Here is a 14,111-nt window from a genome sequence, read left to right on the forward strand (position 1 = left end):
GACGCGACCGTGCGGAGACGGCCTAGCGCTGCTGCTGAGTCCCCAGGGCCACCGGCACCGCACTGCGCAGCCGCGCGCACCGGGGACACCGGATGAGCCGGCCGGGGCCGATCCTCCCGGCATCGAGATGCTGCATCGGGAACGACGCGGTGCTGAACACATGGCCTTCGGCACAGCGGACGAGGGTGCGCTCCATCAGATCCATCAAGTCCCTTCCCCAGAACGCGGACGAACGCCACATTAGGGGATGACCAGGACAACACCACGCCGCCGCTCCGGCGCCCACGCTACGCCCCCAACTCCCGCCCACCACACCCGCGTCCACCCGCCACGCGGTGGACCCGCGCCGCGCCACAGAGGATGAGGTAGAGTACAGACGACACGACGCCGAGGCCCTCCGTGGACCATCGACGCCGATATGCGGGTGTAGTTTAATGGTAGAACATGAGCTTCCCAAGCTCAGAGCGCGAGTTCGATTCTCGTCACCCGCTCCAGAGAAAAGCCCCAGGCCAGCGGCCCGGGGCTTTCGTATTGTCTAGACCTCCCTAAGCGTCGCGTGCCAGATCCGTGCCAGGTTGGCCGTCCGGCTTCTCCCGTGCAGCTTTTCGCTGCCGCCGCACCAGCCTGTCGAGTCCGGCCGCAACCTCCTGCTGCCGCTCCTCGTCCGAATGCTGATAGACGAGCGCGGCCCGCTCGGAGGACTGCCCGGCTCGCACCATCGTGTCCTTGAGCGTGGCTCCGGACCGCGTCGCGAGCGTGTGCCCGGTGTGCCGCAGGTCGTAGAAGCGGAATGTCTCCGGCAGCCCGACCGCCGCACGCGCCTTCCGCCACTTCCGCCCGAAGGTCGAGCGGCGGAACGGCTTGCCCCGCTCCCCCACGAAGAGGAGCCCGTCCGGCCCCGCCTGTGCGTACCAGTCCAAGTGCCGGCGCACCTCGATGTGCAGGAAGGGCGGCAGGACCACAAGCCGCTTGCCCGCATCCGACTTGGTCGGCCCCTCAGCCCTCCGGCCTGTCGTGAGCTCCGGCGCCGCCTGGCGAACGCGGACCGTCATCGCGTCCAGGTCGACATCCCGACGGCGCAACTCAGCCTGCTCCTCCGGACGCAGCGGCCCGTACGCGCCGAGGTAGACCATCAGCCGCCAGCGCGGCCCGAGCGCAGTGGCCAGCGCGTCCACCTGCTCGACGGTCGCGATGGACCGCTCGGCCGCCGACTCCTTCCCGGCGCCCCGGATGCGGCAGGGGTTCCGGCGAATCAGCTCGTCCTCGGTCGCGGTCTCCAAGATCGCTTTGAGAAGCCGATAGCTCTTGGCGACGGTCGTCTCCGCGCCGGTCGCGTCGAGCCGTTCGGCGCGCCAGCTCCGCACCTCCGGCGGAGTGATCTTGTCGAGATCGAGCTCTCCGAAGGTGGGCAGTACGTGCAACCGCAGGAGACGCCGGTACAGCTCGTCAGTGGTCGGTGCGAGTCGACGTTCCGTGACCCAGCGGAGCGCATACTCCTCGAAGGGCACGGCCGACGCATCCGGGTCCTGCCAGTCACCGCGGCGGATCTCGGTCCGCTTCTCCGCGAGCCAGTCATCGGCCTCACGAACCGTCGCGAAGGTCTCGGGCGCCGGCCTCATGACGTCGTCGGGGCCGGGGTAACGCGCCTGGAAGCGCCCGGAGGGCAGCTTGCGAACGGCGCCGAAGGTACGCCGCTTGCCTTTCTTGTTCGCCATTACACGGCCCTCCTGCGACGCCCGCCAGGCACGACGGTGTTGCGCGTGATGAAGTCGCTCAGGGCGCCTTCCGGGATACGGATATGGCGGCCCACGCGGACGAAGACGATGCGCCGCTCGGCGATCAGCCGACGCGGGAAGCGCTGCGTGGTCCCCAGGCGTTCGGCGACCTCGGGCACGGAGAGAAGGCGTTCTTTCATGCCCGCACCTCCCGCTTCGCCGCCCGGATGCCCGCGGCGATCAGCGCTTCGTCCGGGGCGTAACCGCGGCCGGCGAACGCCCAACGGCCCACGGTCACAGTCGGCCGGTCCGCCAGACCGAGCGCCGCGCGCTGCTGTTCGGCGCGATGCTCGGCGCGTGCCGTCCGCAGCGCGGTCAACGTGGTCGAGTAGCGCCGGGACTTGGTGGAGAAGTGCCCGCCGTAGCCGAGCATGTGTGCCCAGCGTCGCAGCCCCAGAGACTCGAAGTCCGGCAACGCACCGAGCCACCAACACGTACCGATCATGCGCAGTGTGTGCGCCCGCACGGGCAGCACCGCGAATTCGGCAGCATGACGAATGCGCGTGTCGACGGCGCCGGCCGCTTCCGCGCCCTTCGTCGCGTACTTGGCGATGTACGCGGCCACGGCCGCCGATGTCAGCCGCTCGCCCGTATCGAACTCCGCGATGGGGCGTACGTCGATCTGCCGCCCGAAGCGCAGCATGCGCGGTCCGATCACCTCACTGCCCGGCGCGACGAGTCGGACCCGACCGGCAGCCGCTCGAACAGCGTCGGCCAGGAGTCGGGTACTGGCCCAGGTCGGCGGCGGCGAGTCGGGTCCGTCCGGGCCGTCGAGCCGGATGACGGCGTGGAAGTGAACCAGGCCCCGACGCTGGTACTCGGCGACCTTCGCATAGGAGAGGCGCAGCCGCCGGGCAAGGTCGGTACGGGCGCAGCCGACCCGCCGCGCGATCTCGCGGCGCAGCTCCAGCGCGAAGCGGTGCCAGAATCGGCCCGCGTGTGCCTGCCACAGCACGGCGCCCGCGTAGTCGTAGCAGCGCGGACACAGTGGCTCTCCGAGCCTTTTGTCGTCACCGTGGTGACGCGCGCTGCACCCGAGGGGCGCGCCGTGCGGGCACCGTTCCGCCGTGCGTCGAGGTCGGCAAGGCAGGACACGACCGCCGTGTTCCCGGCGGGTGTGGACCGCGCCGAAACCAGGCGCGGTGAGGGTCGCGAAGACGCGCGGATGCCCGCCGACCGATGACGACGCAGCTCCCTTGCCACCGACCAGGCCGACGCGGATGAGCTGGTACGTGTCCGCGCGGTAGAGCGCGGCGCAGGTCGGACAGACGCTCGCCCGCCGGTTTCCACAGCCTGTGAGCAAGGGGCCGCCGCGCTCCTCGGACGAGAAGGAGTACAGGGCTTCACCCGTCGTGGCGTCGAAGAGGGTCGAAGTGCCGACCAGGCGGACGGGGCTGGTGCAACCATCGAGGCGCACAACGCTGCTGTACCAGGAGGCGAAGCCCTCTGCCGACGCGCGCTCGATCAGCGCGGTCACCGCGTTCGGGGTGACGTTCATCGGCCGCCTCCGAACGCGTGGGCCATCACGGTGGCGATGGCTTCCGGACGGGTCTTGGCGCTGAACCTGAGCGTCGGGTCGGTCAGCCACAGCGCCGAGGCGTGGGCCGGGCAGAGCGGCTGTTCGGCCCCGTCCCGGTCGACCAACACGACTTCCGGACGACCGACGCACGACGGGTCCTCCGGCTCACGGAGCGCACAGCGGACGGCCGATGATTTGCGCGGCTGAGTGGGATTGGTCAAAGTGTGAGTGCTCCTTTTGCTGCTCACGTGGCGGTTGGAGTGGGCTTCCGACGGGGTCGGGTTTGGCGACTTCGCGCCCCGTCGGGAGCCGTTGGAGACGAGTACGGGCATGGGAACCTCCCTCGTTTCGTAGCCGGTCAGAAGTGGAGTTGGCCGAGGAAGCCGCCCACCCCCTCCAGCGCCGCACGGATGGCGGGTGCCGCTGCGGTGGTCGCGACGAGGAAGCCGAAGACCGAGCAGAGCAGGAACTCCACCCACCGCAGGTAGCGGATGCGCAGCAGGAACCAGATCAGGAGGCCGAGCAGCAGCGCGGCCGACATGGTGACGAGCACGGCGGACACCTCTCATGTGTGATCGCGGGGCCTCTCGGCGTCGGGGTTGTCGCCGTCGAGCCGTTCCAGGTGGACCGCAGGCCCGGCGGACGGAGAGCCGAAGAAGTCGGCCAGCTCGGGCAGGTACGGGGTCAGGTGCGCGTACTCGGCCGCGGTCGCCTCGGCCTGAGACTCGGAGACGAGATGCGACCGGGCCCGTTCCCAGCCGTCGCCGGACGCAAGGACGGCCGTGCCCGCCTGATCGGGCCTGATGGCCTGAGCCGCCTTGATCGCGTCCGGGTTGAGATCGCCGAGCGCCATCTCCGCCGTACCGGGATCGGCCACCCGATGGCACACCCTCCCGCCGAGCTGCGCGCGCAGGGCCGTGACTCCGGGGCCGAGGTCGGACCCGACCCGCTGGCCGGCCACGATCAGGAACACCCCGAGTGCGGCGCCCAGTTGGGCCAGCCGGATGAGCGCCGTACCGGCCGCCTGCGCTTCGTCCTTCTCGCTGCGGCTGGCCAGGAGGAAGAGTTCCGCGATCTCGTCCACGATCACCACGACGGGCGTGGGCCGGTCCTCCTCGGTCAGACCCCAGATGTTCCGGACGCGCGCGGCCCGGCAGACCGCCATCCGGTCGAGCGTGAGGTCGACGAGCGCGGACAGCAGCTTGACCGCCTGCCGTCTGTCGGTCGCCAGGGCAGACAACCGAGGCCCGTAGAGCGACAGCTCCATGCCGCCCTTGCAGTCGACGCCGACCAGGGCCACGGGCTGTGGTGCCAGGCCGGCCACAAGTGCGTTGATCAGCGTCGACTTACCAGACCGCGTGGCACCGACGATCAGCCAGTGCGGCACCTCGCGCAGATCGATCACCCACTGCGTGCCGGTCTCCAGAGCACCGACGGCGACCCGCAGCGGCTGGACGGCTTCTCGCTGCCTCGGGACGCGGGGTTCGCGCAGTGGATCGGTGGCCGAGGCCACGACGCGCACGACACCCGGCCGGTAGGCGGTGACGCGCACCGCGTGCACCTGCCAGCCTTCCGCCATGGCGGGGGCCGCCTTGGCGAACGCATCAGGCACCTGCCCCGGCAGGAGCCGCACCAGGAACCAGAAGCCGCCGGCCGTCGGATGCAGCACGCCTCGGGCCGGAACCCGAGGTTGCGGGGGCGGCGCCCCCTTGCCGACGAGTCCGGAGACCACGACGAGCGCAGCCTTACGGCTCACGGCCAGTCCGCACCCGGCCATCAACGGACGCCACGTCCGCGCCAACCTCACCCATGTACAGGGAAAGCCGACGAGGTACCACCAGGCGACCGGATACCGGCAACGAAGCATCGGGGCGACCGCCAGGAGACCCAACACCAAGGCCGCCAGCACCACGAGCGCTATCCCGGGCCCATGGTCCGGGGACTGCGCAGACAGACCGGTCACTGTGCACCGCCCTTCGTCGCCGTACTGCCGGACGACGGCGCAGCGGACAGCGGCTTGATCTCGGCAGCACGGAAGGCGACTCCGTGACGGCCGTCGTTCTCCCACGGGGTGGCCAGCAGGTCCCGGACCTGCACCGGCATCCCGAGCTGCACGCCGCGCGGCTCCCCGGCCACGCTCACGTTGACCACCTCGGCCGTTGCCCCGGACATCAGGCACAGGCCGACCTGAAAGACGGTCTGCCCGGTCTCGCGGTCGACGCGGACCTGTCCGGTCTCCCGGTTGGCGACACGTGGGGCCGGGGGCACCGCACAGAAGATCGCCGTGAACTTGCTCGTATCGATCGGAAGGCTTGCCACTTCCCACAACTCCCTTGACTCTCCGACCCGTAGCGCATCACTACGGGATGACATCCACCCGTAGTACGGGTAGCGATGACAAGAGTGCGACCCGTAGTACGGGTTGTCAAGCGAGATGGGGTGAGAGATGCTGTCCGCGTTCGCGAACAAGGACAGACGACGGAGACGCCATGCCGCCCGACAAGGCCCAAGCCAAGTACCGGCAGATCGCAGAGCACCTGCGAGCCGGCATCCTGGACGGCACGTACCCGGCCGGACAGCCGCTCCCGTCGGAAGAGGTCCTGGCCAAGCAGTTCGGGGTGACCAGGCCCACCGTGCGCCAGGGCGTCGCGGAGCTGCGAGCCGCCGGCCTGGTCGAGGTGATGATGGGCCGCGGCATGTTCGTCCGCTCGCCCCACTCACGCCCGAGCTACACACGTCCACGCGGCGTCCGCAGCGACGCCAACGGCCGCTACATCGAGGCTGACGGCCTGCGCTGGACCGACGCCGAGGAACCCGCAGTCACCCGCACCGACGCCCCGCTCGCGCTCGCGGACCTGCTGGACATCCCGCCGGGCGAGCCGATGTACACCTACGACGCTTTGCAGACTGCCGACCGAGGCCGCCTCCACCAACTCCACCGCACGCACGTGCCGTTCTCGGTGCTCCTCGACACGAAGTACGAGGAGGAGGCGCCACCCCCGGCCCCCCAGCTCTACGGCGCACTCAGGAAGCTCGGCCACGACCTCCGATTCACGGAGTACCTGCGCACGCGCATGCCGCTCCCCGACGAGGCCAAGACCCTGCGCCTGCCCGACGGAGTCCCGCTCCTGCACATCCTCCGGGTCACGCTCAGCGCGGATGGCAAGCCTCTGGCCCTGGAGGAGTTCGAACTCCCCGGAGACGACCTGGAGCTGAGCTACAACCTCTGACGCCGAGGACAGGTGGCTCAAACTTTCTCTACGTCTTCAAGGCGGCTCGCTCCGCTCAGCGCGCGCGGCCCGGCCCCCGGCCGGGCCTGCGCTCCTGTCTCCGCCCCGCTCCAGCCCGACCGGCGCCCCGTGCCGCGCTCTACGCGATCAGCCGAGTGCCATGGGGCTCGCTGTGCAGTTCCGGCGACTGCTCAGAAAGATTCCAATTGGGAATTCCTTCCAGAGCCATAGGTCTGGCACCATCCGAAATATCGTCGGTCAGTTAAGCTTTGTCCGCTCCTCCAAGAAGGCATCGAGCACCTCTTGGTTGAGCGTGATTGTGAGCTTCAGGTGAATATTAATTGAAGCTACCTCACTGGACGCATACCGATCACCCAGCGCATCAATTTCGTCAACATACTCCTGCACGAAACCCTTCACTTCGCGGACAGGCGTGTCTGCAATGAGGGCAGTCATCTCAATCAAGCGGGCAGCTTTGTGAGGAGCAACGATCCCCCTGATTGCCATAGCCCAGTTCATGTAGTCTTCATAAACGCCCACCAAATCGCTCGCCATGCGCTTGATAAGATCAGGATCCGCCTGCTCGGGCGGCTGCTCAAAGGCTCTATCCTGTAGCTCCTCACTCAAACATCCGTCGATTCGGTGAGTGATTTTTTGTAGCTTGCCTAGAGAATTATCAACGTAATGGCAAAGTTGCGCAACACTCATATGCCGAGATCGAGACGAACGGCCGGCTTCATATTGCGTCCACTTTTCATTCAAAGACTCCATGCCGAGCCATAGAGAAGACGCGTAAAGTAGGTAATCCCACTTTGACGGCTTGCCGCGGATGAGTTCATCCCGTCCAGCGAGCGTTCGCGGGACGCGCGGCACCTCTACCGCAGCATCATCGACAAATGTGCCCGAACTGAGAGGCTGCACATCCGCTACAACGCCGACAGGGGATACAATCACAGCTTTATCGCGATCCCGAAGGCTGTGATCGAATGCTGCGTTTCTGGCTAGAGCCATAACGTCAGCGTTTTCGGTTATCTGCTGCTGCGGAATAGGATTTCCACTGGCTCGGAGCGCATATTGTAGGTGTTTATAGATGGAGTTCAGCGTCAGCAGGTTTTCGGCACCTGGGATCCCCTCTCGCAGGATACGCAGAAGTTCGCCGGTAAAGGCTGTGAAACGTTGCCCAGGGCGCGCCTTCGCCACCCCATGCCCTGGCGAGGCGGCAAGCACATATGTGCCAGCCACTTGGATCTGATTAAAGAAGGCGGAATCCGATTCGGAGGACGATAAAGCACCCGCGATTGCTCGACCCGAATAACAGCAATCTAGGATTACTACCCGAGTCCTAGCCCTGCTTTCCATGCATGCGTCGCGAATGTGCGAATAGTCCACTCCAGTGAATGGAAGCCGCGAGCCTGGCGTCGTGTTAGTAGTTGACAAGAATAGTTCATGCCGAGCAGCACTAAGAAGCCCATGCCCAGCATAGTAGATTAGAAGAAGATCTTCCGCTTCCTCTGACGCAGAGGCTACTAATTCGCCGACGCTGGCCTGGTCTTCGGGATTTAGCAGGATGGTGCAATTTTCCGGAGCGATGAAGCCCGTGGATTGCCCTGTGAAGGTGTCGAATAGCGTCGATAGATTGTTTTCAATTGCTGGAACATCAGGAAGTCCTGTCGATCCGTAGCGAGAAGAGCCGATCAAGACGACGCGGGATTTTTTACTATCCGGAAGTCTCATTCCGTGGCCTCCCGCTCCGCGTTGAGCGCTTTATTGAGGAGCGCGGCTACTTCTTGTGGAGTGGCACGATTGGCGTCGATCTCTACGGTGGTTCCGTTCGGTCCTGTGACCTTCAAAAAGATATCGGACTTTTTCGGTTGCTGAATCCATGTGCTCAGCGAGGTCGCGAGAATCGAGATTACGCCGCCGCTACCGATGGCGACAGCGAGTAGCTCGACTGCTGTTCCCAGGTCACCTTCTGAAGGCGTACCGGAAAGCTTTGTTCGGCCCCTGAAATTCGAGTCCAGCCGCAGCCAAGAATCCAGCGATTCAAGCTGCCTCTGCTCGTCAGGTTCGGAGAGACTAATCTGAGCCTCGATAGGCCACTCCGTAGTCACGGTTCGTTTACCCTTCAGGTATGCAATTAGGGGTTTGCGTGATTCTACTCTCAGCGACGCGTCTCGTGGCTGCTTTGAGTAATCTCGTCGGACTCGGCGCGGGCTCAGTGACAGTCCAGGAGGACCTCTCTCAGTTAGCTAAGCTGAGCTCAGGCATCGTCGCGTCACGGTTCAACCGGCGCGGCTTGCCCTGGTCGACGGTATGGCAGCGTGGCTAAGGCCGGTGGGGGTGCAGCGAGGCACACGCGCGCCTGACCGGTCGACGCACCCACCGTCGTGGCTGACTGTCGTCGGCTGAGGTTCGAACGGAGCGCATCGCGGGTGCCAGCCGTCAGCGGAGTGCGGCGAGACTGGGCCGTCCCTGGGCCGTCCGAGGCCGCTCGGCAGTGGCCAATGACGGCCAACAACGACCACCAGGCGGACGGTGGCACCGCTCCTGAACAGCAAAAACCCAGCTCACCGAGATCCCCGGCAAGACCAGGGTAAGAAGAACCACTTCCGGTGAAAACGACGCGGCTCGATCGAGTCTCGAACCTGCCATTTTGCTTTGGTCGAAGCCCGAGAAAGCCACAACTGACCGTAGCTTGCCAAGCCGAGGCCGCCGAAGCGCGATCGCACTTCGTGCTGTACGGCAGCCTCCCGCTCACCCGACCATGGCCGAGGACAATTCCAGAGACCTCGAAGGAGAGCACATGGCGGACAGGGATACAGCAATCCGCGCTGTGGCGCAACGTGCTGACCGAGTGCACTGGGTGCGGGAGTGGCCCACCAAGCCGACTTGGCGCGACCGGGTACGCCGGTGGGTGGACCCTGCGGCCTACCGGTTCGACCCGACCTCCACTCCGCCGGAAGCCTGGGTCGACCGGCCCGCTGGCCACTACGAGCGGACTGGTTGGCGCATCCGAGCGGCTTACTTCGGCTCCGACGTGGCTTTCGAGGTCGAGTACGTGGTCTGTGATCAGTGCAAGATCGGCTGGGTGGAAGCCCCTACCTCCTATGAGGGCTACAAACGCTGCGGCCTCGCCTCAGCCGCCCTCCGGTCCTTGCGCGGCGCCTACCCCGGAGACCAGTGGCACACGGGCGGCGGCCATTTCCGCGAGGCGGAGCCTTTCTGGAACTCCGTCAGCGTGGGCGTGCCCGGTGGCTACACCCAGCAGGAGAGGTGCCATCACGTAGAACCATGGCGAGCGCGGTGAGCATGAAGATATGACCAGACCCGCCAGCGGCCAACTCGGGACGGCCGTCCGTCTCAACAGACTCGGAAATAGTGCGGTTGCCTGTCTATAGCAGAGCCCGGCGGCTCGTCCGGGCTGCGGCGCTGGAGCGCCGGTCCCGGCCGGCCGCCGGGCGCGGCTGCGCCGCATGCGTCCAGGCATACGAGAGCCCCGCTGCGTCGGGTTCGAAGCAACGGGGCTGTCGTCGGCGGCTATGCCGCTGATGCGTCCGGGCGGTTCGGTCCTGTTGCCTGCTCGGCCATCTCCGAGGTGAGTCCCGTAGCAACCAGACGAGCCAGCAGCTCGGCCGCGTCCGGGCGGAGCGCGCCGAGGCAGACCAGGCCGTCGCCGAAGACCGACACGTCAGCTTTGAGGCCCGGAACGTCCGTCTCCAAGCCCGCGGAGCGCAGCTGCTCCGCCAGGGCCTCGGCCGCTCGCTTGGCCTGCCCCCAGCCGCGGACGTACGGGCGTGCCTCGGTCAGGTCCTCCGCGCGTCGGGCGACGACGCGGCGCGGGTCGATGGGGTCTGCCATGTCTGCACTCCCGATCGGTCAGTTCGAGGGGCGGCGGGTTTCGTCGGCGTCGCACTCGCAGAGCAGAGCGCGGCGGACCAGTTCCGCCAGGCGCTCGGCGGTGGCCGGCGAGATGCGGCCCAGGTCGATGAGGCCGTGTCCGAAGGCGTTCAGGTCCGCACGCAGATGGGGGAAGTCGCGTGCCGTGCCTGCCGCCGTCAGAACCTCTCGGAGCGAGGTAGCTGCGGCCCGTGCCGCGTACCACTCCTCGGTGTCCAGCGGCGACCAGTGCGCCGCGTCCGGTCGCTCCTCGTCACTCGGCACGACCTGTCACCCGTTCCCGGGTTTCGGTCGCTCCACCGGTCGTGGTCTGTGTCTCCGCACAGTGTTCGCCGTAGTGGTCGGTTCGCTCCAGCAGAGTTGCGGAGGCGACGAGCATCACAGCCAGGGAAGCGGTGCGCAGCGGACTGTTCTCCGGGAAGCGGTTGGGGGCGCGCAGCCACTGGTAGCGGTCATCGGCCATGGGGATCGGGCCCGGTACGACGACGTACGAGTCACAGTCCAGATACCGGTAGGCCGGGGGCGTGTCGGTCTCCTGACTGATCAACCGAGCGAAGCGGTCGCGTGAGTTGAGCGGCAGGAAGAACCCCACCTGGTGGCTCCCCCGGTCGGCCATCACCGGCCCAACCGGCATGTTCCTGCGCTCCAGTTGGTCGTAGACCTCGACGCCGAGGCGCTGATCCGTCGCCACGACCTCGAAGGCCACGCCGACGGGGAAGGGGTAGGGCCGCCGAAGGTCATCCGCCCAGGACTTGCGGCACAGTTCGGGGTCCTCCGCGACAGCGGAGAGCCACTGCACGCCGCGCTTCGTCATCCTCTGCACGTCATCCACCTCGGTCGGACGCCTCGTCACCGGCCCTGTTCGGCCGCCGTACGAACAGACTCCCGCCTCTGCCGTGAGCTGGGGAGATGACGAGGGGTGACGGGGGATGACGAGGTGGCAGGGCGCACGTCATCCCCCGTCGCGGGCAAAGGGCCGCATCCGGGACGGCGCGGGGTGTTCAAGTGTCCGAGTGATTACGTAGAGTCCATGAGTGGCACTGGAGCGGTGTCCGGACGCGGCCCTCGGGGAGGTGCAGACGCATGGCCACTCCGACTTCCGTCGGCAGCCGACTGCGAGACGTCCGGGCCCAGCGCGGTTGGAGTCAACTCCGCCTGGTCAACGAGCTGCGGCGAGCCTCCGCACAACGCGGTCATACGCTGCCGACCGACGCCAGCGTGAAGCGTCGCATTGCCAGTTGGGAGAACGGGCACAGTGCGCCGGACGACTTCTACGGCCCGCTGCTCTGTACTGCCCTCGGACTGTCGGCCGCCGAGCTGGGGCTCAACCACCTCACCGACCAGGACGCGCCCCTCCTGGACGCGACGTACCCCGCCAGTCCCGACGCGGCGATCGCCACCGTCGACCGGCTGTGGCGCGCCGATCTGAACGGCTACGAGCCCCTGATCCAGGCCGAGCCCTCCCAACCGGCGTGGAACGAGGCGTCACTCCGCTGGCTCGTCGCGCCTGAGGCGTCCTTCCCCGTGCGCGGCGGCGAGCGCGAGCCGAGGGTGGGGCTCGCTGACGTGGCCGTGATCAGAACGACCAGCGACATGTTCGCCGGCCTGGACGACCAGTTGGGCGGTGACCACGCACGGCAGTCCGTGATCCAGTACCTCAGCCGGGACGTGGCCCCGCTCCTCAAGGGGCGGTACAGCGAAGCTGTCGGCCGCGCACTGTTCTCCACGGTCGCGGAAGCCACCCTGCTAGCGGGTTGGATGTCGTACGACGCGGGACACCACGGCCTCGCCCAGCGGTACTTCCTCCAGGCGCTCCGGCTCGCCCAGGACGGCAACGACCGCCGGCTGGCGGGCAGCATCCTGTCCGCGATGAGCCACCAGGCGACGTTCCTCGGGCAGTACACCCATGCCGCGACGCTCGCCCGTGCCGCCCTGATGGGTATCTCGGGGGTCGCCACCCCGACGCTGCGAGCGCAGTTCCACGCCATGGAGGCCCGCGCGCTGGCCCGTACGGGAGACCGCCGCGCGACCGAGACGGCTCTCGGCGAGGCCGCCAGGGCTCTGGACGCCTCCAACACGACGGATGAACCCGAGTGGATCACGTACTTCGACGCCGCGGAGCTGGCGGCCGAGACGGCGCACTGCTTCCGCGACGTGCGACGGGCGCGGCAGGCCGTCGAGCACGCCGAGAACGCCATGAGCGGCAGCCATGTACGAAGTGACTTCTTCGCGACCATGGTTCTGGCGGACGCGCACCTGCACGCCGGGGATGCCGAGGAGGCGTGCCGTGTGGTGCTCGACGCGCTCGATCTGGGGGAACAGCTCAAGTCCGCCCGGTGCGTCGCCTACCTCGCGGAGTTCCGTCGGCACCTGGACGCGCTCGGACCCTCGGCAGCGCACCGAGAGCTTGCGGAACAGGCGGCCGACAACCGGCTGTGGCTCGCCTCTGAGGCTCCGGTCTGAGCGCCGTCCTCAGAAGGGGGCCCATTCTTTGCGGCTGCCGTCTGTGCGAAGCGTCTCGACCCGCCGCCCGAACTCTGCCGCCGACTTCTCGCTGTCCGCCACCTGTTGGCCCATCCACAGGACCATCATCAGTTCGCGGACGTCCGCCAGGACCGGGTACCCGGGCCAGTTCATGACGTCGAAGCCGTAGTGGTGGACGAAGCTCTCGTACTCGGTGCGCGTGTGCCAGCCGAAGCGGTCGTAGTAGATCGCGGTCAGGATCAGGTCCCACTCGCGGGGTGCGAGGGTGAAGCCGTCGAGGTCGATCAGGATGGCTTGCCCGTCGCGGTGGCGCAGGACGTTGCCCACGTTCGCGTCACCGTGGATCATCCCGAAGGGCAGGACGAAGTCCAGCCGCTCGTACTCCTTGGCCAGGCGCACGACGCGCTGTTCGAGGAACGCCGCGTCCTCGGGCGTCACCCCGCGCAGGGCGCGGAGCGAGGACCACAGCTTGCCGACGGGGTCGAAGTACGACAGGTGCAGCGACTCGGGCTCGTGCAGCCAGTGCAGGCGCTTGAGCAGGTCGGCCAGCTCGGTGACCGTCGCGTACTCCTCGCGCTCCTGCGCGCTCTCCCAGAACGTCACCACGCGGCCGGCCGCGGTGATCGGCTGCTCGATGCGGGGCAGCACCCGGGTCGCGGGGAAGTCCTCCGACTCCAGCCAGCGGGCCACCGCGACTGCCCGTTCCATGTCCTCTGCCGCGCCCACGTCGCGCGCGATACGGACGACAACCGGAGCGGACGGGAGCCGGTACACGGCGTTCGAGCCGAGGCGCAGCAGCTCCGCGCCGGAGGCGTCGACACCGGCAGCCGCGCACGCCTCGCGCAGCGCCGCACCGGCGGTCTCCGCCGTGAACTCCTGCCGTTCGTCGGGTCCGCCGGCCGCCTGCGAGGTCATGCGATCGACCGTACCCGCCGTGCCAGAAGCGTGCCAGAACGTACGGTGAGCCACGGCCACGAACAGGACATTCGCGCCATGCGTTCGGGGTCACTCATCGGGTGTCCGTGCAGGTCAGGCGTCGAAAAGGGGAGTCACGGCCCGTGATTCCCAAGCTCAGAGCGCGAGTTCGATTCTCGTCACCCGCTCTTCGAAGAGGGCCCAGGTCAAAGACCGGGGCCCTTCTTGTTGTCTAGCCTCGATCTTTCTTGAGGGTCCGCCGACGGAGTCGGTGGACCCTTTTGCGTTCCG

Annotated in this window: 16 protein-coding genes and 1 tRNA gene; 3 read left to right on the forward strand and 14 right to left on the reverse strand. The window is 67.4% G+C overall.

Annotation, left to right across the window (positions count from 1 at the left end; all coding sequences use genetic code 11):
* Positions 1–22 precede the first annotated feature (22 nt).
* Positions 23–205 (reverse strand): hypothetical protein, encoded by a 183-nt coding sequence (locus ABEA77_RS29615; protein WP_345654294.1) that lies wholly within the window; start codon positions 203–205, stop codon positions 23–25.
* 215 nt (positions 206–420) lie between these two features.
* Between ABEA77_RS29615 and ABEA77_RS29620 the strand changes: the two genes are divergently transcribed.
* A tRNA-Gly gene (locus ABEA77_RS29620) sits at positions 421–494 on the forward strand.
* 51 nt (positions 495–545) lie between these two features.
* Here the strand turns inward: ABEA77_RS29620 and ABEA77_RS29625 are convergent.
* The 7 genes from ABEA77_RS29625 to ABEA77_RS29655 form a co-directional block, all read right to left on the reverse strand.
* Positions 546–1,715, reverse strand: a complete 1,170-nt coding sequence (locus ABEA77_RS29625; protein ID WP_345654296.1) for a tyrosine-type recombinase/integrase — start codon at positions 1,713–1,715, stop codon at positions 546–548.
* Complete coding sequence (locus ABEA77_RS29630) at positions 1,715–1,915, reverse strand: excisionase family DNA-binding protein (RefSeq protein ID WP_345654299.1); 201 nt, start codon at positions 1,913–1,915, stop codon at positions 1,715–1,717. Before ABEA77_RS29630 ends, ABEA77_RS29625 begins: the two co-directional genes overlap by 1 nt.
* A complete protein-coding gene (locus ABEA77_RS29635) occupies positions 1,912–3,273 on the reverse strand; it encodes a replication initiator (protein ID WP_345654302.1) in 1,362 nt (453 codons plus the stop codon). Before ABEA77_RS29635 ends, ABEA77_RS29630 begins: the two co-directional genes overlap by 4 nt.
* Positions 3,270–3,515, reverse strand: coding sequence for a hypothetical protein (locus ABEA77_RS29640; RefSeq protein WP_345654305.1), 246 nt, complete (start codon positions 3,513–3,515; stop codon positions 3,270–3,272). Before ABEA77_RS29640 ends, ABEA77_RS29635 begins: the two co-directional genes overlap by 4 nt.
* A gap of 137 nt (positions 3,516–3,652) precedes the next feature.
* On the reverse strand, positions 3,653–3,847 hold the full coding sequence (locus ABEA77_RS29645) for a hypothetical protein (protein WP_345654308.1): 195 nt from the start codon (positions 3,845–3,847) through the stop codon (positions 3,653–3,655).
* A 12-nt stretch (positions 3,848–3,859) separates the two neighbouring features.
* On the reverse strand, positions 3,860–5,050 hold the full coding sequence (locus tag ABEA77_RS29650; protein WP_345654311.1) for an FtsK/SpoIIIE domain-containing protein: 1,191 nt from the start codon (positions 5,048–5,050) through the stop codon (positions 3,860–3,862).
* Positions 5,051–5,253: 203 nt separating this feature from the next.
* Complete coding sequence (locus ABEA77_RS29655) at positions 5,254–5,613, reverse strand: SCO3933 family regulatory protein (RefSeq protein WP_345654314.1); 360 nt, start codon at positions 5,611–5,613, stop codon at positions 5,254–5,256.
* 170 nt (positions 5,614–5,783) lie between these two features.
* Here ABEA77_RS29655 and ABEA77_RS29660 point away from each other — a divergent pair, with 170 nt between their 5' ends.
* Positions 5,784–6,524 carry a GntR family transcriptional regulator gene (locus ABEA77_RS29660; protein WP_345654317.1) on the forward strand — a complete coding sequence of 247 codons (741 nt, stop codon included), beginning with the start codon at positions 5,784–5,786 and terminating at the stop codon, positions 6,522–6,524.
* Between the two features lie 258 nt (positions 6,525–6,782).
* Here ABEA77_RS29660 and ABEA77_RS29665 read toward each other — a convergent pair whose 3' ends face one another.
* From ABEA77_RS29665 to ABEA77_RS29685, 5 genes are all read right to left on the reverse strand, one after another.
* Complete coding sequence (locus tag ABEA77_RS29665) at positions 6,783–8,258, reverse strand: caspase family protein (protein ID WP_345654320.1); 1,476 nt, start codon at positions 8,256–8,258, stop codon at positions 6,783–6,785.
* Positions 8,255–8,635 (reverse strand): effector-associated constant component EACC1, encoded by a 381-nt coding sequence (locus ABEA77_RS29670; RefSeq protein WP_345654323.1) that lies wholly within the window; start codon positions 8,633–8,635, stop codon positions 8,255–8,257. Before ABEA77_RS29670 ends, ABEA77_RS29665 begins: the two co-directional genes overlap by 4 nt.
* Before the next feature lie 1,426 nt (positions 8,636–10,061).
* Positions 10,062–10,382: a hypothetical protein gene (locus tag ABEA77_RS29675; protein WP_345654326.1), complete on the reverse strand. Its 321-nt coding sequence runs from the start codon at positions 10,380–10,382 to the stop codon at positions 10,062–10,064.
* 18 nt (positions 10,383–10,400) lie between these two features.
* Entirely contained in the window at positions 10,401–10,685 is a 285-nt protein-coding gene (locus tag ABEA77_RS29680; RefSeq protein ID WP_345654329.1) for a hypothetical protein, read from the reverse strand.
* Positions 10,675–11,235 (reverse strand): bifunctional DNA primase/polymerase, encoded by a 561-nt coding sequence (locus ABEA77_RS29685; RefSeq protein WP_345654337.1) that lies wholly within the window; start codon positions 11,233–11,235, stop codon positions 10,675–10,677. Before ABEA77_RS29685 ends, ABEA77_RS29680 begins: the two co-directional genes overlap by 11 nt.
* A 269-nt stretch (positions 11,236–11,504) precedes the next feature.
* Here ABEA77_RS29685 and ABEA77_RS29690 point away from each other — a divergent pair, with 269 nt between their 5' ends.
* A complete protein-coding gene (locus tag ABEA77_RS29690) occupies positions 11,505–12,884 on the forward strand; it encodes an NsdA family TPR-like regulatory protein (RefSeq protein WP_486389444.1) in 1,380 nt (459 codons plus the stop codon).
* A gap of 9 nt (positions 12,885–12,893) precedes the next feature.
* On the opposite strand, the gene ABEA77_RS29695 is transcribed toward ABEA77_RS29690, so the two are convergent.
* Complete coding sequence (locus tag ABEA77_RS29695; RefSeq protein WP_345654334.1) at positions 12,894–13,820, reverse strand: phosphotransferase family protein; 927 nt, start codon at positions 13,818–13,820, stop codon at positions 12,894–12,896.
* Positions 13,821–14,111: the final 291 nt, after the last annotated feature.

This window comes from Streptomyces tremellae, from assembly GCF_039540215.1.
Lineage (GTDB): Bacteria > Actinomycetota > Actinomycetes > Streptomycetales > Streptomycetaceae > Streptomyces > Streptomyces tremellae.